Source organism: Psychroserpens citreus, assembly GCF_055686305.1.
Genome location: NZ_CM145999.1, coordinates 416,065 through 438,434, shown reverse-complemented (window position 1 = coordinate 438,434; position 22,370 = coordinate 416,065). Strand labels below are relative to the sequence as shown.

At 33.2% G+C, this 22,370-nt stretch carries 17 protein-coding genes; 7 read left to right on the top strand and 10 right to left on the bottom strand.

Annotated features, from left to right (window positions below; genetic code table 11):
- The 4 genes from ACTU6T_RS02110 to ACTU6T_RS02095 are packed head-to-tail and all read left to right on the top strand — an operon-like array spanning nt 1 to nt 6,329.
- Nucleotides 1-702 carry an ABC transporter ATP-binding protein gene (locus tag ACTU6T_RS02110; protein WP_460219611.1) on the top strand — a complete coding sequence of 234 codons (702 nt, stop codon included), beginning with the start codon at nt 1-3 and terminating at the stop codon, nt 700-702.
- 54 nt (nt 703-756) lie between these two features.
- The gene (locus ACTU6T_RS02105) at nt 757-3,171 is read left to right on the top strand and encodes an ABC transporter permease (protein ID WP_460219610.1); all 2,415 of its coding nucleotides are present in this window, start codon (nt 757-759) and stop codon (nt 3,169-3,171) included.
- A 1-nt stretch (nt 3,172) separates the two neighbouring features.
- Nucleotides 3,173-5,569: an ABC transporter permease gene (locus ACTU6T_RS02100; protein WP_460219609.1), complete on the top strand. Its 2,397-nt coding sequence runs from the start codon at nt 3,173-3,175 to the stop codon at nt 5,567-5,569.
- Nucleotides 5,570-5,579: 10 nt separating this feature from the next.
- Nucleotides 5,580-6,329, top strand: coding sequence for a GIN domain-containing protein (locus ACTU6T_RS02095; RefSeq protein ID WP_460219608.1), 750 nt, complete (start codon nt 5,580-5,582; stop codon nt 6,327-6,329).
- Between the two features lie 38 nt (nt 6,330-6,367).
- Here the strand turns inward: ACTU6T_RS02095 and purL are convergent, their stop codons facing one another.
- On the bottom strand, nt 6,368-10,036 hold the full coding sequence (purL, locus tag ACTU6T_RS02090) for a phosphoribosylformylglycinamidine synthase (protein ID WP_460219607.1): 3,669 nt from the start codon (nt 10,034-10,036) through the stop codon (nt 6,368-6,370).
- Nucleotides 10,037-10,204: 168 nt separating this feature from the next.
- On the opposite strand from purL, the gene ACTU6T_RS02085 reads away from it, so the two are divergent.
- Complete coding sequence (locus ACTU6T_RS02085; protein WP_460219606.1) at nt 10,205-11,308, top strand: bestrophin family protein; 1,104 nt, start codon at nt 10,205-10,207, stop codon at nt 11,306-11,308.
- Between the two features lie 44 nt (nt 11,309-11,352).
- Here the strand turns inward: ACTU6T_RS02085 and ACTU6T_RS02080 are convergent, their stop codons facing one another.
- Both ACTU6T_RS02080 and ACTU6T_RS02075 read right to left on the bottom strand, forming a co-directional pair.
- Nucleotides 11,353-12,444, bottom strand: coding sequence for an endonuclease (locus tag ACTU6T_RS02080; RefSeq protein WP_460219605.1), 1,092 nt, complete (start codon nt 12,442-12,444; stop codon nt 11,353-11,355).
- A 10-nt stretch (nt 12,445-12,454) separates the two neighbouring features.
- Nucleotides 12,455-13,669 carry an RsmB/NOP family class I SAM-dependent RNA methyltransferase gene (locus ACTU6T_RS02075; protein WP_460219604.1) on the bottom strand — a complete coding sequence of 405 codons (1,215 nt, stop codon included), beginning with the start codon at nt 13,667-13,669 and terminating at the stop codon, nt 12,455-12,457.
- A gap of 80 nt (nt 13,670-13,749) precedes the next feature.
- On the opposite strand from ACTU6T_RS02075, the gene ACTU6T_RS02070 reads away from it, so the two are divergent.
- Nucleotides 13,750-14,865, top strand: a complete 1,116-nt coding sequence (locus ACTU6T_RS02070) for a WD40/YVTN/BNR-like repeat-containing protein (protein ID WP_460219603.1) — start codon at nt 13,750-13,752, stop codon at nt 14,863-14,865.
- Nucleotides 14,866-14,893: 28 nt separating this feature from the next.
- On the opposite strand, the gene ACTU6T_RS02065 is transcribed toward ACTU6T_RS02070, so the two are convergent.
- The 7 genes from ACTU6T_RS02065 to ACTU6T_RS02035 form a co-directional block, all read right to left on the bottom strand.
- Entirely contained in the window at nt 14,894-15,337 is a 444-nt protein-coding gene (locus ACTU6T_RS02065; protein ID WP_460219602.1) for a sensor of ECF-type sigma factor, read from the bottom strand.
- Complete coding sequence (locus ACTU6T_RS02060) at nt 15,334-15,846, bottom strand: hypothetical protein (RefSeq protein WP_460219601.1); 513 nt, start codon at nt 15,844-15,846, stop codon at nt 15,334-15,336. The genes ACTU6T_RS02065 and ACTU6T_RS02060 overlap by 4 nt, the downstream gene beginning before the upstream one ends.
- A 30-nt stretch (nt 15,847-15,876) precedes the next feature.
- A complete protein-coding gene (locus ACTU6T_RS02055; RefSeq protein ID WP_460219600.1) occupies nt 15,877-16,419 on the bottom strand; it encodes an RNA polymerase sigma factor in 543 nt (180 codons plus the stop codon).
- A gap of 296 nt (nt 16,420-16,715) precedes the next feature.
- Nucleotides 16,716-18,542 (bottom strand): ABC transporter ATP-binding protein, encoded by a 1,827-nt coding sequence (locus ACTU6T_RS02050; RefSeq protein WP_460219599.1) that lies wholly within the window; start codon nt 18,540-18,542, stop codon nt 16,716-16,718.
- Nucleotides 18,543-20,273, bottom strand: coding sequence for a phospho-sugar mutase (locus ACTU6T_RS02045; protein WP_460219598.1), 1,731 nt, complete (start codon nt 20,271-20,273; stop codon nt 18,543-18,545). It abuts the gene before it with no gap.
- A gap of 98 nt (nt 20,274-20,371) precedes the next feature.
- On the bottom strand, nt 20,372-21,319 hold the full coding sequence (locus tag ACTU6T_RS02040; protein ID WP_460219597.1) for a glycosyltransferase family 2 protein: 948 nt from the start codon (nt 21,317-21,319) through the stop codon (nt 20,372-20,374).
- Nucleotides 21,320-21,362: 43 nt separating this feature from the next.
- Nucleotides 21,363-21,881: a DUF4199 domain-containing protein gene (locus ACTU6T_RS02035; RefSeq protein WP_460219596.1), complete on the bottom strand. Its 519-nt coding sequence runs from the start codon at nt 21,879-21,881 to the stop codon at nt 21,363-21,365.
- A 161-nt stretch (nt 21,882-22,042) separates the two neighbouring features.
- Here ACTU6T_RS02035 and ACTU6T_RS02030 point away from each other — a divergent pair, with 161 nt between their 5' ends.
- Nucleotides 22,043-22,294 (top strand): type B 50S ribosomal protein L31, encoded by a 252-nt coding sequence (locus ACTU6T_RS02030; RefSeq protein WP_460219595.1) that lies wholly within the window; start codon nt 22,043-22,045, stop codon nt 22,292-22,294.
- Nucleotides 22,295-22,370 lie beyond the last annotated feature (76 nt).

Sequence of the window (22,370 nt, the reverse complement as noted above, 5' to 3'; positions counted from 1 at the left end):
ATGATTCAGATAAAAGACTTAGTTAAAATTTATAGAACAGAAGAAGTTGAAACCACAGCATTAAACAAATTGAGCCTTAATGTAAGTCAAGGCGAGTTTGTGTCGATAATGGGAACTTCAGGTTGTGGTAAATCAACACTCTTAAATATTATTGGCTTACTTGATTCTCCTAATAACGGAAGTTATTTATTTGATGGTGAAGAAGTAGCACATTATAATGAAAAACAGCGCGCAGGATTGCGAAAGGAAAGTATTGGCTTTGTATTCCAGAATTTTAATCTCATTGACGAACTCTCTGTGTACGAAAATATAGAACTACCATTAATCTATAACAAAGTAAAAGCTTCAGAACGTAAAGACCGTGTTAAAACCATTTTAGAACGTGTTGGTATTGCACATAGGGCTAAGCATTTTCCATTGCAATTATCTGGTGGACAGCAACAACGTGTTGCTGTAGCTAGAGCTTTAGTGACTAATCCAAAACTAATTTTAGCAGATGAACCAACTGGGAATTTAGATAGTAAAAATGGTAATGAAGTTATGGAGTTGCTTACAGAACTCAATGCACAAGGTACTACTGTAATTATGGTAACGCATTCATCATATGATGCTAAATTTTCGAGCCGAATAATCACCTTGAAAGATGGTGAGATTATTTCGGAAAAAGAAAACAAACATCATATAGATGTTCTAGTACAGTAAAATTTTTTAGTCAATCATAATCAATCAAAAAACGAACAGTAAACAATAAATAGCATGTTACAAACGTGGTTTAAAATATTTTTTAGGAATAGCAAGCGCAATTGGCTTAATGTGTTTATCAACATTTTAGGGCTAACATTGGGACTTGCAGGATTACTTATAGTGTTATTATTCTTTAACGATGAATTGAGTTATAATCAATGGAATCCAAACAAAGATGATGTATATAGGATTACGAATAAATCGAGAGAAAATGGATTTTGGTTTTCGAGTACAGCTGGGCAAATGATATTTTACAAAAGTGATATCCCAGAAGTTGAAGCTACCCTTTTAACAAGTCCGTTTTATAGAGGACGTGTGGTCTCTTTTGGAAATAAAAATGTATTCACTGAAAAGTCAACCCATACAGAGCCTAATTTTTTTGACTTTTTTCCTTTTGATGTGACCGATGGATCTTACCAAAAATTTTCAGAGAGTAGAACACATATTGCTATTTCTGAAGGTATGGCTGAACGTCTTTTTGGTGCAGAAACTGCCATTGAGCAAGTTGTAGATATTGGCGGATATGATTATGTAATTACTTGTATATACAAAATACCTAACAATTCTCATTACGAACCAGAACTTCTGATGCAATACAGTAAGCCCTTTGAAGTACATTGGGGGAATTTTCAAAATGAACTTTTTGTTAAGTTGACTAAAAGTACCAATCTCGCTGCTGTAAAGCAGAAAATGGATAACGTCATTATAGAACGAAATGTTAAGCCGATGTTGGAGGCCGAAGGTCTTACCTTAGAAGAAGCGAGAGAACGCTATGGATTTATGGAGTCGTTTTTAGAAAAATTAGATACCATTAGATTGCATCATATTGCTGATTATGCTGGTCCAGAAGGCAAAGGAAATTATCAATTGTTACTCATTTTATTAAGTCTTTCGGTTTTGTTGATAATCATTTCTTGTGTTAATGTTATTAACCTTTCTACGGCTTCAGCAAGTCAACGAGCCAAAGAAGTTGGTGTTAAAAAAACATTGGGATTATCAAAGAATACGTTAATGTTTCAATATATATTTGAAATCGCTATTCAAGGTATTCTTGCTTTGTTTTTAGCATTGGTTTTGGTAGAGTTTGTATTACCATACTTTAATGAATTTATGGGGAAAGAGATATCTATTCTAGAGCCAACCATTTTATTAAAAGTTACTGGTATAGCCACCCTTATAGCTTTTTTGGTAGGTGTAATTCCTGCCTTATATCTGTCAAATTTTAAAACGATTGAAGTTTTAAAAGGAAATTTTTCAAGAAGCAAAAAAGGTGTTATAATCCGTCATGCAATGCTAGGTTTACAATTTCTTATTTCTGGGTTTTTCCTTATTGGTGTGTTGGTTATCTATAATCAGATGAGTTATATGATGAATAAGGATTTAGGATTTAAAAACCCACAAACCATTGATGTTGAGGTCTTTAATATTAAAGATGAATACAGAAAATATATGTTGACAAGACAAGTAATGTCTCAACATGAAAATGTTATAGATGTTTCTACATGTATGTTAGTGCCAGGTGAAGGGAATGTCAACGGAACAGCATTAAGATATAAGGATAAAAGTTTTAATACAGCTTCGAACACTGTCGATTTCAATTATACAGATTTTGCAGGATTAGAGTTTGTTAAGGGGAGAGGTTTTTCTGAAAAATTTGCTTCAGATACAATCTCTAGTATTTTAATTAATGAAACAGCAGCAAAACGTTTGGGTATTTATGATAATCCAATTGGAAAGCATGTAAGAGTTGGATGGATGGACGATGATGACGAACGAAAGTTGGAAGTAGTTGGTATGGTTAAAGATTATCATTTTGATGGTTTTGACGTTAAAATAGACCCAATGTTCTTTGTGCATATGAATACTTTTCCATTTACAAAAGATTGGATTCATTCTATCCAGTTCAAAGTAAAACCTCATAATATTTCAAAAACCATTGCAGACATTGAAACCTTTTGGAAGCAGAATGTAGACAGTAAGTTTCCTTTCCAATATGAGTTTATAGATAAGAAATTTGCAGAAACTTATGAGAAGTATCAAAAGCAGCAAACCATGTTTTTAATTGTATCTGTTATCGTTATTCTTATTTCTCTATTAGGACTTTTTGCTTTGGCAACGTTGACCATTCAGCAACGTTTAAAAGAAGTAGCTATTCGCAAAACTTTAGGTGCTTCAGTCAAAGAAATTATCATCCAACTTATTAAGCAGTTTTTGAAAATTATTGGTGTTGCATCAATTATCCTGTTGCCAATTGCCTACTACTTTATGCAAAATTGGTTGGATAATTTTATATATAGAATAGATATGCCAATTTGGCCATACATAGTAACACCTATTGTGTTATTAATATTGGTGTTTACTGTAGTTGGTTTTAAGGCCTACAATGCTACAAAAGTAGATTTGATTAAGTATTTAAAATTTGAATAATATGTGGCAGATATGGTTTAAACTCTTTTTTAGAAATAGTAAGAAAAATTGGTTGCACACATTTATTAATATTTGTGGATTAACCTCAGGTCTTATAGGATTAATATTAGTGCTTCTTAACTATAATAAGGAGTACTCATACGACCAATGGAATCCTTATAAAAATGTTATTTATAAAGTAGGTCATGCATGGGGAGATGGACAGGTTTTTGATGATACTACACAACCTGAAGGCCCAAAAAGTACCGAAGTTATTCCTGAAATTTTAGATTATTTCACCATGCCTTCTTGGTATGAGAGTTATATGTTAAAGGTTGGTGATAAATCAGTTTATACTAAAAAAACAATCTTTGGAGCTAGTAATTATTTCGAATTTTTTCCACACCCAATTTTGGAAGGCAATCCAAAAGAAATTTTAGCATCTAAAGATAAGATTGTGATTTCAGATCAAATTAGAACACAACTTTTTGGTAATGCACATGCTTTAGGAAAATCCATTACAATTGGTGAAAAAAACTTTACGGTTTCAGGAGTGTTTAAGCTTATGCAACCTTCAATTTTGGAACCAAACGTGATTATTAACAGCCCTAAAAATACAAGTATGAAAGAGAATTGGGGGTCGTTTTCAAATCATACCTATTATAAAATAGCTGAAGGAACAGATATTAAAGAACTCGAACAAAAATTACTACAAGTTTTTATTAATAATTATTATAAGGAAGATGCTAAAAAAGAAGGTCTTACCTTAAATGAATATATGAAAGATTTGGGTTCTACACCTTTCTTAGAACGTTTAAATGGATTGAGATTGCATTCTAAAGGTGATTTAGGTCCTTTAGAAGGTAAAGGGAATTATCGATTTTTAATGATAATGTTGGGACTTTCAATACTTATAATAATTATTTCCTGTATTAATTTTATTAACCTTTCGATTGCTTTAGCTAGTCAGCGAGCTAAAGAAGTTGGAATTAAGAAAACCCTTGGTATTTCTTCAAGTAAATTAATGTTTCAGTATGCTTTGGAAATTATTACACAATGCATAGTAGCCCTTTTATTCGCTTTGATTATTGTTGAATTGGTATTGCCAATTTTTAATGATTACCTCAATACATCCTTAAAACTAAACAGTCCGAAGTTATTATTGCAAGTAACAGTATTAATTTTGGTTATCGCATTTTGTATTGGGACTTTGTATGCTTTTTATATGTTTAAATTTAAGACTATAGAAACATTAAAAGGTAATTTTTCAAGGAGTAAGAATATGGTGTTTTTAAGGCATCTTATGTTAGGATTACAGTTTGTTATTTCTGGTTTTTTTCTCATTGGAGGATTGGTGGTGTATCATCAGGTAAGTTATATGAATTCTAAGAAGTTGGGGTTTGCTGGTGATCAAGTTATGGTTGTTGAGTTTGCTGATAGTTATAACCGATGGAAACATTACCAGTTAGTGAAAAGTGTATTTAAGAATGATCCTAATGTAATAGATGTGTCAACCAGTTTAGAAACACCTGGAGTTGATGAAGATTTTTCTCAAAGTATCACTTATGAGGATAAGATTGTGGATACTAAATTTATTCCGTTAGATTTTGGGCATTTGGAAATGTTACAAACCGAAATGGTGTACGGAAGACATTTTTCAAATCAGTTTGCTTCCGATACTATTAGTAATATTATTTTAAATGAAACCGCAGTAAAACGTCTTGGGTTAAAAAATCCAATCAATAAAACAGTTGCTGCATTTGGCAGAGACTTCAAAATAGTTGGTGTTGTGAAAGATTATCATACTAACGGGTTTGATAAGCAAATTAAGCCTATTTTTTATTTGCATTTTAATGTTTTTTCTTGGATGAAAAACAATGTAAGAAATGCTCAGTTTAAGCTTAAGCCTGAGCAAATGGAACAAACTGTAGCTAAGATTGAACGTTTTTGGAGTACAGAATTAGAGCCAAGTTTTCCGTTTAACTATTATTTTGTAGATAAGCAATTTGCTAAAACATTTGAAAAATACAAACAGCAACAAACGCTGTTTACCATTTTAACAGTTGTGGTGATTTTTATAGCATTACTAGGTTTGTTTGCCTTAGCTTCTCTAACCATTCAACAACGCTTAAAGGAAGTAGCTATAAGAAAAACTTTGGGAGCTTCAGTTAAAGAGATTATGTTTCAACTTGCCCAAAGTTTTATTAATATCGTTTTGATAGCTTCAGTTATTTTGATTCCTGTAGCATTCTATCTGATGCAAAATTGGTTGAACAATTTTGTGTATCGTATCGATATGCCAATATTACCATATGTGATTGCACCAATAGTATTAATTCTATTGGTAATAATAGTTGTTGGCTTTAAAGCCTTTAATGCCACAAAAGTAGATTTAATTAAATATTTAAAATTTGAATAAATAAGATACTATGAAAAGAATATATTTAAAATTAACAGTAATTATAGTCGTATTTTTAACGTTTATGATTGGTGCACATGCACAAAACGAGACTTATACTTTTGAAAGTTTTGATAAGGTAATTATTAGCCCATATATTGAAGTTGAATTCAGGCAAGCTGATGAAGAATCGGTTGAGATTATAGAAAACAAAGAACCAGGTAAATTTAATATGGAGCTTAAAAACAGAACCCTACATTTATATCTTGAAGGTGCTAAAATAACATCGCCAACCGAAAAAATAAAGATGAATGACTATAAGAAAAAAGTGCCTATTTATAAAGGTACGATGGCAAAAGTCATTGTAAGGTATAAACACGTAAACGTATTTGCTTTAAGAGGTGAAGAACGCTTTGATTTTACAAGTCTAATTGAACAGAATAAAATTGAATTTAGAATTTATGGAGAATCTGAAGTGTATCTTAATAAAATAAACTTAAATGATTTAAGAGTTACTATTTATGGGGAAAGTTACATGGAAATAAAAGAAGGGAAAACCAAATCTCAAAAATTCACTGCTTATGGTGAGAGCAGAGTTAATGCTTTACAAATAGAAAATAAACAAACAAAACTGACTGCATATGGTGAAGGGGATTATCAATTTAATGTTTTCGATAGATTAAAAGTAACAGCTTATGGCGAAGCCAAAGTACGTTATCAAGGAGATGCAGAACTGAAAAAAGGAATTATAATTGGTGATGCTTCTATAAGACGATTATAATAACAAAAAAGGAGTTCAATTTTGAACTCCTTTTTTGTTTAATTATTCTTTTCTTCTATCCAAATCCTAGCATTCACAAAAGCCTCTAACCAAGGAGATACTTCATCTTGTCGACCTTCTGGATAGTTAGCCCAATTCCACTGAAATGTGGAACGCTCTATATGCGGCATCATCACTAAATGACGACCAGTCTTGTCGCAAAGCATAGCCGTATTGTAATCTGATCCATTAGGATTTGCTGGATAACTGTCGTAGCCATATTTTGCAACAATGTTATATTGGTCTTCTGCCTTTGGTAAATTGAATTTACCTTCACCATGGGAAACCCAAACACCTAAGGTAGAGCCTTCTAATGATGATAGCATCACAGAATTATTTTGTTGTATTGCTACCGAAGTAAAAGCGCTTTCATGTTTTTGCGAATCATTATGATGCAACTTGCCATGTTCATCATGATCTGGATTAATTAATTCTAATTCCATGAACAGTTGACAACCATTACAAATACCAATAGATAGCGTGTCTTCGCGCTTAAAGAAATTATTAATCACTTTATTGGCTTTTTGATTGTACTTAATAGCGCCTGCCCAACCTTTAGCAGACCCTAAAACATCAGAATTTGAAAATCCACCAACAGCACCTAAAAACTGAATATCTTCTAATGTTTCTCGACCCGAAATTAAATCGGTCATATGCACATCTTTTACATCAAAACCAGCCAAATACATCGCATTTGCCATCTCACGTTCAGAATTACTTCCTTTTTCCCGGAGAATGGCAGCTTTTGGTCTTGATTTAGAAGTGTCTATTTTTGGTAAAGATCCTGTAAAATGCTTCGGAAATTGATATGCAAGAGGTTGTTTTTTATAGTTTTCAAAACGAGCATCTGCTAAGCCATTAGCTGTTTGTTTACGATCGAGTAGAAGTGAGGTTTTGTACCACATGTCTCTTAGTCGAGAAATAGTCATGGTAAATACCTCACTGTTATTAATAATACTTAATACATCATTAGGTGTTACGTTTCCAATATTAAAGAATTCAATGTTGGCATCAGAAAGGGCGCCTTCAATTGAAGCATCTTTTGATTGAAAGACAATGCCTGAGTTTTCAGCAAATAACAACTTCATCGAATCTTTTTCTTGCAAATCTGTAAGGTCTAATTCGGCACCTAAGTTAGTATCAGTAAAACATAGTTCTAATAGAGTAGTAATTAAACCTCCAGAGGCAACATCATGACCAGCTATAATTTGATTTGTTTTGATTAAACCTTGAATAGTGTCAAATACAGTTTTTACATAAGTTGCATTTTTAACATTAGGAGTGTCGCTACCAACAGTATTTAAAATTTGAGCAAAAGAACTTCCGCCAAGTTTAAAATCATCTTGTGATATATTGATATAATAAATGCTACCTGCATCTTTTTTAAAAACTGGTTCAATAACTTTCTTTATGTCATTACAATTAGCTGCAGCAGAAATGATAACCGTACCAGGAGAAATAACATCTTCGCTTGGATATTTCTGTTTCATAGATAATGAATCTTTTCCTGTTGGGACATTGATTCCTAAATCTATTGCAAATTCTGAAATGGCTTTTACTGCTTTGTATAAACGAGCATCTTCACCTTTGTTTTTACAAGGCCACATCCAGTTTGCAGATAGTGATACACTTTGTAACCCATCTTTTAAAGGCGCCCAAATAATATTGGTAAGTGCTTCTGTGATACTATTTCTGCTTCCAGCTTCAGGGTTAATTAATCCCGAAATTGGAGAGTGTCCAATAGAAGTGGCTATACCTTCTTTGCCATTATAATCTAAGGCCATGACACCAACATTATTCAATGGCAATTGTAAAGGTCCTGCGCACTGCTGCTTTGCAACTTTACCACCTACACAACGATCAACTTTGTTTGTTAGCCAATCTTTACAAGCTACAGCTTCTAGTTGTAATACTTGATCTAAATAATCATAAAAATCCTCAGAATTATATGCTACATCCTTATAGTTTCTGTTTAGGGAGATGTCTGTCATTATAGTTTTTGGAGAGCTTCCAAACATATCTTCTAATGCCAAATCCATTGGAGTATTTCCTTTGGTTTCAGATTTAAAACAAAAGTGTTTGTCATCAGTGACATTTCCAACGGTATATAACGGAGAACGTTCACGTTCAGCAATTTTACTGATATGGTCTAGATGTTTTTCGGCAATTAATAACCCCATGCGTTCTTGAGATTCGTTACCTATAATTTCTTTATCTGAAAGCGTAGGATCTCCAACAGGCAATTTATCTAAATCGATACATCCTCCAGTATCTTCAATAAGTTCACTTAAGCAATTAAGATGTCCACCTGCACCATGATCGTGAATAGAGATAATGTGGTTTTCATCACTTTCAACCATACCACGAACCACATTGGCAGCACGTTTTTGCATTTCGGGATTAGAACGCTGTACAGCATTCAATTCTATACCAGATGAGAATTCACCAGTATCTGCCGAAGATACTGCAGCTCCTCCCATTCCGATACGGTAATTTTCTCCACCTAGAACTACTATTTTATCTCCTGATTCTGGTGTTGCTTTTATAGCTTGGTCTAATTTGCCATAACCAATGCCTCCAGCTTGCATGATGACTTTATCGAAACCTAATTTGCGTGCGTTTTCTTGGTGTTCAAAGGTAAGTACAGAACCACAAATTAAAGGCTGCCCAAATTTATTTCCAAAGTCGGATGCTCCATTACTTGCTTTTATAAGGATATCCATAGGCGTTTGATATAACCATGGACGTGCTGGTAGTTTTTGTTCCCAAGGGCGATTCGCTTCTAAGCGCGAATACGAGGTCATATACACAGCTGTTCCAGCTAAAGGTAAGGAGCCTTTACCACCAGCTAGTCGATCCCTGATTTCGCCACCAGATCCAGTAGCAGCTCCATTGAAAGGCTCTACAGTGGTCGGGAAATTATGAGTTTCGGCTTTTAGAGAAATTACAGATTCAAAAGTTTTGGTTTCATAGAAATCAGGAACATCTGCGCGTTTAGGTGCAAATTGTTCAATTATTGGGCCTTTGATGAATGCCACATTATCCTTATACGCCGAAACAATATCATTAGGATTTTGTTTTGATGTTTCCTTGATCATTTTAAATAATGACATCGGTTGTTCTTCTCCATCTATAATGAATGTGCCATTAAAAATTTTGTGTCTACAATGCTCTGAATTAACTTGTGAAAAACCGAAGACTTCAGAATCTGTAAGTGGACGACCAATCTTTTTGGATACACCTTCTAAGTATTCAATTTCTTCATCATTTAAAGCTAAACCCTCTTGTTGGTTATAAGCTGAAATGTCTTCAATGTTTAAAATATTTTCAGGCTCAATATCAATAGTAAAAGATTGTTGGTTTAAGCCATTAAACTTTTCAGAAATCATTGGGTCGAAGTCTTTAAAGTCTTCAGAACTTGATTCAAACTCTTCAATACGAATAATACCTTCAATCCCCATATTTTGTGTAATCTCAACGGCATTGGTACTCCAAGGCGTAATCATTGCTGCACGAGGGCCAACAAAAAAAGCATCGAGTGATGCTTGTTCTAGTTTTGGTTGGTTGCCAAATAGCCATGTCAATTTAGCTATAGTTTCTGTTGATAATTCTTTTGTTGCTTGAACAGCAAATACTTTACTGTTTTGGTTTCCGAAGAAATGAATCATTATATCGTATTTAGTATAGATTTTTTGAAAGCCCAAATTTACACTTTTTCGATGTAACTTTTTTGGATTATACTATTGAAAATTAAGAGTTATCCACTAAATAATTCACAACGGCTTGTTCTCTATCTGATTATAATTATTTATTTTTAATTTTCTTAAATTAATTTTATGTATACCAAACGAATATTTCCTGTAACAGGCGTGATAAGATGGACACGTCGTCATATTTTTTTATTCTTAATATTATCTTCAATTCCAGTAGTTTTATTTGATATTCTTGGGCTCAAATGGTTACATGTACCTTGGTTGCCTCTTGGTGTTTTGGGTACTGCTGTAGCCTTTATAGTTGGTTTTAAAAATAATGCATCTTATGATAGGTTGTGGGAAGCACGAAAGATTTGGGGAGGTATTGTAAACGCATCACGCTCTTGGACCATCATGGTGAAAGATTTTATTAATAATGATCATACTAAAGTAAGATTAAGTGATAATGATTTAAATGCAATTCATAAAGAATTGGTTCATAGACATGTTGCCTGGTTAACTGCGCTGCGTTATCAATTGCGTGCTGATAAGCCTTGGGAACAGCATTTAAAATCTGGTAAATCAAACCAAGAATTTAGAGAAAAAAACTATCTCGTTTGTGAGGATACTATTCCTATTAAAGATGCGATTAAAGAATATATTTCGGATGCCGAATACAATGAAGTATTTGCAAAAGGGAATCAAGCTTCTCAGTTATTAGGTGTTCAATCTAGACGTTTAAAAGAGTTAATGCAACAAGGCGCTATTGAAGATTTTAGACATATGGAGATGAATAGTATGCTTACTGAATTTTATACTTTGCAAGGGAAAAGTGAACGCATTAAAAACTTTCCTTATCCAAGGCAATATGCAACCATGAATTATATTTTTGTTTGGGTTTTTATCATTTTATTGCCTTTTGGTATTATGCAAGAGTTTGAATCTATTGGAGAACATATAATAGCAGATTTGGTAAATCATGAATCACATACGTCTACATTACATCAAATACAAGAGTTTATTGCTCGACATTTTGTGTGGTTTTCAATTCCGTTTAGTACCTTGTTAGCATGGGTGTTTCATACTATGGAGGCTATTGGGGAAAATACAGAAAACCCGTTTGAAGGCGGTCCAAACGATGTACCAATAACCAATATGAGTCGCGGTATAGAAATAGATATTAGACAGTTAATCGACGATACGAATATACCTGAGCCTTATGTATGGAAAAATGATATTATTATGTAAAAAAAAGCGACTCATTGAGTCGCTTTTTTTATTTGAAATTTAACTTATTGTTTAATTAATTTCTTTGTAGTACTTCCTTTTGAGGAATTTAGTTTAACCAAATACACCCCTTTTGATAAGGAAGAAATATTTAATGTTTTTTGGTTTGCTGTTATCTTTTGAACCGTTATTTTTTTACCTAAAATATTGTATACTTCGGCTAATATATCTTGATTAGAGACAATGGTTACTTCATTTCCATTAGCAGGATTAGGGTACATTGTTATAACATCTTGTTCAAACTCTGAAACAGAAAGGCTTTCCCATCGGTTTTCAGCCGCAGGTCCTCCCCAAATTAGTGTAGCTAAATAAGGATTATCAATAAACGGATTTCTATTACCTTGAGCATATTGGTTATTAGTATCGGCATGGTAACTGTTTCTTATATCTTCTAAACCTCCTTCAATAACTGGGTCTTCAGCATTCCATTCTAAGAATAAATCAATCATATCATCAGGTGTTGCTGCATTGCTACCTATACCTACAACTGAAGGAAGACAACGATCACCATATCTTAAATACATGTACATTATTATTCTTGCACAATCGCCTTTCCACTCATCACCTGGATACCAACCTCCATTGGCATTACCAGATTCACCATTTGGATATTGACCAGCACTTTTTTCTGCGAATGGTGAATTTGCTCTTTGTCCATTACGTTGTACATCACTAGGTCTAAGCATATGCGCATCAGAACCTGGTCCTGTAGATCCTAAATCTGGATTTCCTAAAGACCTTGGATATACATGCTCTCTGTTCCAGTCTCCAACATTACCTCCGTTATCGAATTTACCTCTAGTGCGATCTGTAGTTACGTTACCATCAAAAGGAGGGTCGTCATAACCATAAATTAAAAGTATATTACTTGAATTGTTAGGGTCTTCGTCAGTTATTCTTAAGACATCCCAAACTTCACTATAACTCAAAAAGTTAGTATGATTACTATTGGTAAGATTGATTAACTCACCTTTTAACGTTAGTCCAGTACTATTGATTTCCATACCGTAATAAGATTGCAGTTCAGCAGGAGGTGTTAACTGAGCAAATGCAGTAGATGTAAATAGTATTGTAATTATAAAGTAAATGTGTTTCATGTGTGTAATTTTATTTATTCTTTTCTAGTAAGGCCATGTAAAACCCATCATATCCTGATTTATGAGACAATATACTCTTGTCTTTTACAAAGGTAAAATCTTTTCCCATTTCTGATGTTAAGAAAGTGTCAACTTGTTTTTTGTTTTCCGAAGGTAAAATAGAACAAGTAGCGTAGACGAGCTTTCCTCCATTTTTTACAATTCGAGCGTATTGCTGTAAAATGTCTTGTTGTGTGATTTTTATACTTTCAATAAATTCAGGTTGTAATTTCCATTTCGCATCTGGATTTCGTCTTAAGACACCTAATCCAGAGCAAGGAGCATCAATGAGAACACGATCTGCTTTATCGTATAGTTTTTTAATTACTTTAGTTGATTCAATTGGTCGCGTTTCTATATTAAAGGCACCATTTCGTTTGGCTCGCCTTTTTAGTTCATGTAATTTATTAGCATAAATATCTAATGCAATTACTTGACCTTTATTTTCCATTATCGAGGCTAAATGTAATGCCTTGCCACCAGCTCCTGCACAAGTATCAACAACACGCATCCCTGGTTTTACTTCTAAAAATTCTGCCACTAATTGAGATGATGCATCTTGAACTTCGAAATAGCCATTTTTAAAGGCTTCAGTTTTAAAGACATTGGCTCGTTCTTTAAGTTTAAGTGCATTTGGATAGCCTTTAATACTTTCGGTTTCTATACTGTCATCAAATAGTAAGGATTGTAATTTTTCCTTTGTAGTTTTAAGAGTATTGACTCTTAAAACTACATCTGCTTGTTCATTTAAGGCAGCAATTTCTTTTGACCAAATAGATTCGCCTAATTCTTTAACACCTAAGTCATCTAACCAATCAGGTATGGCTTCTTTAAACTTTCTTGTCTGCGATAATTCATCAAAACGTCCTTTGATTTTTCGTTGAGGTGTGTTTTCAAAATATTTCCAATCGGGTAATTTAATACCTCTTAAAGTGGCCCAAACTGCAAAAATTCGCCATAAATTATCACGATCATAAGGCGCTTTTACTTCAGCAATTTCAACATATAAGCGTTTCCAACGAACAATGTCGTAGGTCGTTTCGGCAACAAAAGCTCGATCTCGACTTCCCCAACGTTTATCACGTTTTAAAAGCTGTTGTATAACTTTGTCAGCATATTTATCCTCATTGAAAATGAGTGTTAATCCATCAATAACTGCAAAGCATAAGTTTCTGTGTAAGCGCATTATAAAAAAATTAGCATGCAAAGGTACATTAAAAATTGAGATGGGTTGTTATTGTTGTATATTTATGAGAATTTATAAAAATGAAAAAGATACTTGTTCTGTTATTAGCTTCTTTGCTAATTGTTGGATTAGGAAGTTGTGGGATGCGCAAATTTAACCAACGTTATGAACGACTTTATAATGTAATTAAATCCGTTGAAATTGAAACTTTAATGCAAGATTCACTGCTCAATGTTAGAGCTTTGGAGGTTGATAAAGCTGGAACTGGAATTTTTGCCACATCAAGAGGTCAAGTTGGTTTTATTTATACATCCAAATATTTGAGTTTAGACTATACTAATGAAGAAGAACTGGTTTGTGATATCTTATACGAATTTAATTATACAAAGGACTCTATTCCAAATTTTAGATCTGTTGCAAAAACAAAAAAACAACTTTTTGCATTAGCTATTGGTACTCCTGCAGCTATGTTTACAGCACATAGCGATAAAATTTGGCCAATCGTTTACAAAGAAGATCATCCAAAAACGTTTTATGACTCGATGGAGTTTTGGAACGATGAAGAAGGTATTGCTATAGGTGATCCAACCGAAGATTGTATGAGCATTATCATCACTAGAGATGGAGGAAATACTTGGACTAAATTATCATGCGATGATTTGCCGAAAGTTAAAGATGGAGAAGCTGCATTTGCAGCAAGTGACACTAATATAGCTATAGTTGGCGATCATGCTTGGGTAGCGACAGGAGGTAAGGCAAGCCGTATTTTATATTCGTCAGATAAAGGGGGAAATTGGGAGGTTTTTGAAACACCTATTGTTCAAGGTGTAGAAACTACAGGTATCTATTCTATAGATTTTTATGATGAATTAACTGGTTTTGCAATAGGAGGAGATTATACTAAACCTGCAGATAGTTCAGCTAATAAAATGAGAACCATAGATGGTGGAAAGACATGGCAGCTGGTTGCTCAAAATCAGTCACCTGGTTATCGTAGTTGTGTTCAGTATATTCCAAACAGTAATGGAAATGAATTAGTTGCTGTTGGATTTAATGGAATTGATTATTCTGCCGATCATGGCAATTCCTGGACCCATTTAAGTGACGAAAGTTTTTATACGATTAGGTTTTTAAATGATAGTGTTGCTTATGCTGCAGGAAAAGAACGAGTGTCAAAGCTGGTGTTTAGAAAATAAAAAGAAGTCAAATTGACTTCTTTTTTTATTAATTCTTTTTAAACTGTTCTCGTCGTTTTTTCATCTCTTGAAGCATACGCTTATTAAACTGTTCTTCTACTAGTTTGAGTAGAATGACTTTTTTAGCGGGAATCACCCTGAGCAAATCATTTATTTGTTTACTTCGAAGGTTATGCTTTCTATTTTCAATGCCAAGCATATCAGTGATAAGTTTATTAGCTTCATCATTTGTTAAGCTTTCAAAATCTATACTTCGACGTAGTTTTTGAGTTTCTTTCCTCAGTGTCTCTTTTTTTGTTTCAATGGCATTATATACTGGCCAAAATTTTTGAGCTTCGGCTTCAGTGAGTTCCAATTTTTCTGTAATGAATGCAACTTTTAAGGCTTTAATACGTTCTAGTCGTTCTTTGCGTTGTCCAAACGAATAGAGTGTAAGCGCTAAAAATAATAAAGTTATAAGTGTTTTTTTCATTGTATTTGTTCTGTTGTTAGGTCTTCAATATCAACATTATCTAGTAGATAATCTTCGATGTTTTCTTCAGATAATTTGTTGTCTATAAAATTGTCTTTATTTAGTTCATCTTCAGTTAAAAGAGAGGCTAATTCATCACCGCTATAATCTTCATCTTCTAAATAATCTTCAATTGCAGCAGTTTCAATAGTCTCAAAAGTTAAAGGTTCTGAGCCTTGAAATATGATGTTGAACATTAATACCAAACATGCCGCTACTGCTCCTACATACATGACTTTTTTCCATTGCATTAATGAAATAACTTTAGTGTCGTTTTCTTTAGTAATGTTTGCGAGAATGTTTTGCTCAACAGTATCAAAATATCCGTCAGGAGTTTCAAAACCTGAAGTTTCAGTTTTATCTATTAAGTGAACCTCATTAAATATCTGTTCCTCTAATTGAGAAAAGTAATTCTTAGGAGTCTTAAAACCAGAATTTTTATTAATACTATCTAATGTGTTCTTTTTCATATTAGTAAGACTTAAATGTCTGTAATTGGTTTAATCTTGAGTAAAAAATGCTTCTATTTTTTTTACCGCAATATGATAAGACGCTTTTAAAGCACCTTCACTAGTCTCTAAAATATCTGACATGTCTTTATATTTAATGTCCTGAAAATATTTCATATTAAAAACAAGTTGTTGCTTGTCTGGTAAGGTAGCAATAGCCTGCTGTAATTTGTATTGTATATCATCACCATCGAAATATACATCTGCTTTTAAGCTGTCTACCATGTAATTCTGAGTTTCTTCATTATTTATACTTAATCGTTTTGCATTTTTTTTAAGCAGTGTTATAGATTCATTGGTTGCAATGCGATACATCCATGAATACAGTTTACTATCTCCTTTAAAGTTATGGATATTTTTATAGATTTTTATAAAAGTATTTTGTAGTACATCGTCGGCATCATTATGTGATTTTACAATATGTCGAATATGCCAATACAAGCGCTCCTTATACAATGATAGGAGTTCTCTAAAAGCAACTTCTTTTGTAGATGAGGTCTTAAGTCGTTTTATGAAATCTTGCTCGTTATCCAATTAAATGGTTTTTCATTTAGACACTTCAATGTACTGAAAGTTTAATAAAAATAAATAAATATTATAAATGCTTGATAATCACAAAATTAAAACAAATAACATCGATTAAGTGTAAAAAAATAACGATGAAATGCATTTTTTTCTTGCATAGACCATTAATTTAATTTATGTTTGTCACAGCCTAACCTACTTAAGTATTACCATTGTCCCCAAATATGGTAATAAAAACGAAAAGGATGCGACATTGAGTTGCATCCTTTTCTGATTTATAAGCGTTTTGACTTTCTCTGAAGACCTCATTCAAAGCTCTGCATATCTACCAGTTTTTTATAAATACCTTTTTTTGCAATGAGTTCATTGTGAGTGCCTTGTTCAGCAATTTCACCTTTATGCATCACAATAATTTCATCTGCATTTTGAATAGTAGATAAACGATGGGCAATCACAATTGATGTTCTGTTTTTCATCATTTTTTCTAAAGCATCTTGAACCAATCGTTCGCTTTCAGTGTCTAGAGCCGAAGTAGCCTCATCTAATATCATAATTGGTGGATTCTTTAGTACAGCTCTTGCAATACTTAGTCGTTGTTGTTGTCCGCCAGATAATTTTCCGCCAGAATCTCCAATATTAGTATCTATGCCTTGTGGTAAGTCTTTTACAAATTCCCAAGCGTTTGCAATTTTTAAGGCGTCTATAATCTCTTCATCTGTAGCCTTCTCTTTACCAATGAGTAAATTGTTTTTGATACTTTCGTTAAATAGTATCGAATCTTGAGTAACGAGCCCCATTAAGCCTCTTAAAGATTGTTTTTTTAGATCTCTTATATCAATGCCATCTATAGAAATATTTCCATCATTAACATCATAAAATCGTGTGACTAAATTGGCAATGGTAGATTTTCCGCTTCCAGATTGTCCTACTAAAGCGACACTTTTTCCTTTAGGTACTTTAATACTAAAATGTTTGAGTACTAAATCATCCTCATATTTAAAAGATATATCATTGAGTGAAATATCAGAATTAAAATCAGATTTAGTTTGAGCATTCACGCGATCGGCTAATGGACTTTCAGTTTCTATGATTTCAAGAATACGGTCTGCAGCAGCATTTCCTGCTTTTACTTTATAACTTGCTTTACTAATAGCTTTTGCTGGTGTTAAGATTTGCCAAGCTAATCCTATGTAAACAATGAAAGCTCCACCTGATAATGTTTTGTCAACTAAAACCATGCTGCCTCCATACCAGAGTAAAACCGCAATGGTAATTATTCCTAAGACCTCACTCATTGGAGATGCTAAATTTTGACGGTTCATTAAAGTGTTAGAGAAATTGTAAAAGCGTTTTGTAGACTTTTGAAATGACTCATTAAATCGGTTTTCAGCATTAAAACCTTTAATAACTTTAAGTCCGCTAAGCGTTTCCTCTAAGGTAGATAAAAAGATACCTTGTTCGGTTTGGACACGACTAGATTTCTTTTTTAAACTTTTACCTATTCTCGAAATGATAAATCCTGAAATAGGAATAAATAAAAATACAAATATTGTGAGTTTTACAGAGGTCGCAAACATCGCAATAATGGCAAACAATATTGTTAATGGTTCTTTTACGATGAGTTCTAAAATAGCTAGTAAAGAACCTTTCACTTCATTCACATCTCCCGAAATCCTAGCAATGATATCTCCTTTTTTCTTTTCTGAATAATAGGAAATGGGTAATCGTGTAACCTTGTCATAAATTTCGTTTCTCAAATCTTTCAAAACACCATTACGCAAAAAGGTGATAAAGTATAAACCAAGATAGTTAAACAGGTTTTTAAGTAAAAATAATGTGATGATTAAAACTATCATATACAGTAAAGAACGTTGAGGACCATGAGTCTCCGACGTTGTTGTGATGATGTAATTAATATAATCTTCCCCGTAATCTTTTATTTTCGAAATACCAGAATAAATAGGCTTTTCTGTAACTCTTTCTCCTTCTCCAAATAAGACGTTTATCATTGGCATTAAAGAAATCATGGCAAGCGTACTAAATAATGCATAGAACACATTGGCAATGATATTTAAAATGCCATAACGTTTATAAGGAATAATAAAACGAAAAAGTTTTTTTATATAATCCATTTAATTGAGATTCATATCCTTGAGGATGTTGTCAATACGACGCTCCAATTTTTGTTCCGTAGCGTTAAATGCTGTCACATTGTCTAAAGTAGTATTAACGCTAATGTAGAACTTAATTTTGGGTTCAGTTCCACTTGGGCGTAACGCAATTTTGCTTCCGTCTTCTGTATAATAGATCAGAACATTAGATTTTGGTATGTCAATGCTAGTCTCTGTTCCATAAACAAGGTCTTTTATTGTAGATAGTTGGTAATCTTCAATACGAATTACTTTTGACCCATTTACTTCTTGTAATGGGTTTTCTCTAGCATCAATCATCATTTGTTTGATTTCCTGAGCGCCTTCGATGCCTTTTTTTGTAAGTGACACTAAACGTTCTTTAAAGAACCCATGTTCAATATACAGCTGAATGAGCTGTTCATAAACCGATAGGCCATTTGCTTTCGCTTGGGCTGCAATTTCACATGCTAGAAGAGTAGATGTTACTGCGTCTTTGTCTCTTACAAAATCACCTACCATAAAGCCGAAACTTTCTTCGCCACCACCAATAAAATCAAGAGTAGGGAAATCTTTAATCATTTTTGCTATCCATTTAAAACCAGTTAGCCCAATTTTACATTCTACGTTATACGACTTGGATAGAACAGACATCATAGGTGTAGACACAATTGTCGAGCCAATAAATTGATTGCCATTAATTCGATTAGCATTTTGCCATTGTTTTAATAAGAAATCTGTCATTAAAATCATGGTTTGGTTTCCATTGAGGATGACCAATTCATTATCTAAGTTTCTAACAACAACACCAAGACGGTCACAATCTGGATCGGTACCAATAACAATATCTCCATCAACAGTATTAGCCAATTCCATTGCCATTTTAAGGGCCTCTGGTTCTTCTGGGTTTGGTGACTTTACGGTTGGAAAATCTCCATTAGGTTCACGTTGTTCTTCTACAATATAAACATTGGTATACCCAGCACGTTTTAAGGTTTCTGGTACAGCAGTAATTGATGTGCCATGTAGAGAGGTGAAGACCACGTTTAAATTTTGTCTTGCTTCTGTTGAAGTGTCAAAACTTCCATTTTTAACAGATTCATTGATAAATACATTGTCAATATCTTGACCAATATATTCAATGAGTGATTCATTGGCTTCGAATTGTATTTCAGAGTAATCTAAACGATTAATTTCTGTAATAATCTCTGCATCTTGTGGTGGAACTAATTGCCCTCCATCTTGCCAATATACTTTATAACCATTGTATTCTGGTGGGTTATGAGATGCGGTTAATACAATGCCACAATGACAATTTAAATGCTTCAGGCTAAAAGATAATTCGGGTGTTGCTCGTAAATCTTCAAACAAATACACATGAATACCATTTGCAGAGAACACATTAGCAACAACTTTAGCTAAAGATTTGCTATTATGTCTGCAGTCGTAGGCAATAGCAACTTTCAATTTGTCTCCTGGAAAAGATTGTTTTAAATAATTACTCAAACCTTGGGTGTTTTTACCCAATGTGTATTTATTGATTCGATTGGTGCCAATTCCCATTATACCACGCATACCACCAGTTCCAAACTCGAGATCTTTGTAAAAACTCTCTTTTAAATCGGTTTGGTTGTTGGCAATTAAATCTTTTATATGGTTTTGAGTCTCCTGATCAAAAGTTGGAGTTAACCATGTGTTAACCCGTTTTAATAATTGAGGTTCAATATGTATCATGTCTAATATTTATGCTACAAAAGTAAGTAATTGAAAGAATTTTGGGTAATAAGATTTAATAAATTGAACTACAGCGTTTGCGTAAAAACGGGGTTGCTCTAAAAGTTAAGCTCTTGCTTTATGAGATAGCGATTTGTATCATTTTTACTACGCAAGATAATTTCACCTAAAAAACCAGCAATAAAAAATTGAGACCCTAATATCATTGTTGTTAGCGCAATATAGAATTGAGGTCGTTGTGTTATGAGTCTTCCTGTTGGATTTAAGAAGAGTTTATCAATCCCAAGATATAAAGCAAAGGCAAAGCCAATACCAAACATGATAACACCTAAAGCGCCAAAAAGGTGCATTGGACGTTTCCCAAATCGGGATAAAAACCAGATAGTAATTAGATCGAGAAAACCATTGACAAATCGATCCATTCCAAATTTCGTTTCTCCATATTTTCTAGCCTGATGCTGCACAACTTTTTCTCCAATCTTTGTAAAACCAGCATTTTTTGCTAGAACAGGGATGTAACGATGCATTTCGCCATTAACATCAATGTTTTTTACAACCGATTTGTTGTAGGCTTTGAGTCCGCAGTTGAAATCATTAAGCTTAACTCCAGATGTACGTCTTGCTGCCCAATTGAACAATTTAGAAGGTAAGTTTTTTGCTATAACAGAGTCGTAGCGTTTTTTCTTCCACCCAGACACCAAATCAAATTTTTCTACAACAATCATATTATAGAGTTCAGGGATTTCTTCTGGATTATCTTGTAAATCGGCATCCATAGTGATGATAACATCTCCTTCTGCTTTTGCGAAACCAGCATGTAAAGCTTGAGATTTTCCGAAGTTTTTTAAGAATCTAATCCCTTTGACATTTGGATTATTTTGAGATAATTGCATGATAGTGGACCAAGACTCATCGGTACTACCATCGTCAATAAAGATGATTTCATATGAAAAACGATTGGACTGCATAACAGATGCAATCCAATCGTGTAATTCTATTAGTGATTCTTGTTCGTTAAGTAGTGGTATGACTACTGATATGTTCATCGAGTGTTTTTGAATGTTTAAAGTTCAAAAATACTGAAATAATTTAAGAGTTGCTTTTCATTATCAAGCCACCAATTAAGGACCAAATTAATCCAAAAAGTGCACTAGCAGCAATCCATATTGCTGAACCAATTAATGGGTTAAACATAACTTCCATGAATTTAATGCTTTGGTCAATTTGTGCTTGAGGCATGTCAGGGTTTTGTTCAATCATATTATCAATAGTAACTTCCATTAATTCTGGCATGAATTCGGGATCAATAACATAATTAAAAAGGAAGCCATAAAGAATGTATACAATAGCGCTAATGATTCCAATAACAACACCTAACTTGATGGCATTTCCAAGAGTTAGTACGTTTGCATTGTGCTTTTTATATTTACTAATAGCAAATATGATCACTACAGGGAAAACTACATAATAAATAAGTTGAGGCCATTGAGCGCCTTCCATTGCTTGACCTGTAACGTAGCTTATAACATTAAGCGCAATCATTACGACACCTAGGATAATACCATAATTCATTGCAAACTTTCCTGTTGACATTCGTTCTGTTTCCATAATTTGAGTTGATTATTTAGTTAATATGTTTGGTTAGTGTACATTTGTCTTAAAACGTTACATTTCCGAAGAAAATAAAAAAAGAAATAATTTATTGGTAATTTACAAAAATTACTTAAATTTGCACCTCCAAAATAGTAAGGATTTTAAAGATTAAAGAGATGAAAAAAGGAATACATCCAGAAAATTATAGATTAGTAGCATTTAAAGACATGTCTAACGATGACGTCTTTTTAACTAAATCTACTGCTGAAACTAATGAAACAATTGAAGTTGACGGTGTTGAGTATCCAGTAATTAAATTGGAAATTTCTAGAACATCTCATCCATATTACACTGGTAAATCTAAATTAGTAGATACTGCTGGTCGTATTGACAAATTCAAAAACAAATACGCTAAGTTTCAAAAATAAACTTAGATTATATCATATTAAAAGCCTTCAGGATTTATCTCGAAGGCTTTTTTGTTTTCTATAATTGATTTACTTT

Bases quoted from the DNA above. Each gene is read 5' to 3' on its own strand.
- ACTU6T_RS02110 (WP_460219611.1), top strand. From the start codon at position 1: ATGATTCAGATAAAAGACTTAGTTAAAATTTATAGAACAGAAGAAGTT.
- ACTU6T_RS02105 (WP_460219610.1), top strand. From the start codon at position 757: ATGTTACAAACGTGGTTTAAAATATTTTTTAGGAATAGCAAGCGCAAT.
- ACTU6T_RS02100 (WP_460219609.1), top strand. From the start codon at position 3,173: ATGTGGCAGATATGGTTTAAACTCTTTTTTAGAAATAGTAAGAAAAAT.
- ACTU6T_RS02095 (WP_460219608.1), top strand. From the start codon at position 5,580: ATGAAAAGAATATATTTAAAATTAACAGTAATTATAGTCGTATTTTTA.
- purL (WP_460219607.1), bottom strand. From the start codon at position 10,036: ATGATTCATTTCTTCGGAAACCAAAACAGTAAAGTATTTGCTGTTCAA.
- ACTU6T_RS02085 (WP_460219606.1), top strand. From the start codon at position 10,205: ATGTATACCAAACGAATATTTCCTGTAACAGGCGTGATAAGATGGACA.
- ACTU6T_RS02080 (WP_460219605.1), bottom strand. From the start codon at position 12,444: ATGAAACACATTTACTTTATAATTACAATACTATTTACATCTACTGCA.
- ACTU6T_RS02075 (WP_460219604.1), bottom strand. From the start codon at position 13,669: ATGCGCTTACACAGAAACTTATGCTTTGCAGTTATTGATGGATTAACA.
- ACTU6T_RS02070 (WP_460219603.1), top strand. From the start codon at position 13,750: ATGAAAAAGATACTTGTTCTGTTATTAGCTTCTTTGCTAATTGTTGGA.
- ACTU6T_RS02065 (WP_460219602.1), bottom strand. From the start codon at position 15,337: ATGAAAAAAACACTTATAACTTTATTATTTTTAGCGCTTACACTCTAT.
- ACTU6T_RS02060 (WP_460219601.1), bottom strand. From the start codon at position 15,846: ATGAAAAAGAACACATTAGATAGTATTAATAAAAATTCTGGTTTTAAG.
- ACTU6T_RS02050 (WP_460219599.1), bottom strand. From the start codon at position 18,542: ATGGATTATATAAAAAAACTTTTTCGTTTTATTATTCCTTATAAACGT.
- ACTU6T_RS02045 (WP_460219598.1), bottom strand. From the start codon at position 20,273: ATGATACATATTGAACCTCAATTATTAAAACGGGTTAACACATGGTTA.
- ACTU6T_RS02040 (WP_460219597.1), bottom strand. From the start codon at position 21,319: ATGAACATATCAGTAGTCATACCACTACTTAACGAACAAGAATCACTA.
- ACTU6T_RS02035 (WP_460219596.1), bottom strand. From the start codon at position 21,881: ATGGAAACAGAACGAATGTCAACAGGAAAGTTTGCAATGAATTATGGT.
- ACTU6T_RS02030 (WP_460219595.1), top strand. From the start codon at position 22,043: ATGAAAAAAGGAATACATCCAGAAAATTATAGATTAGTAGCATTTAAA.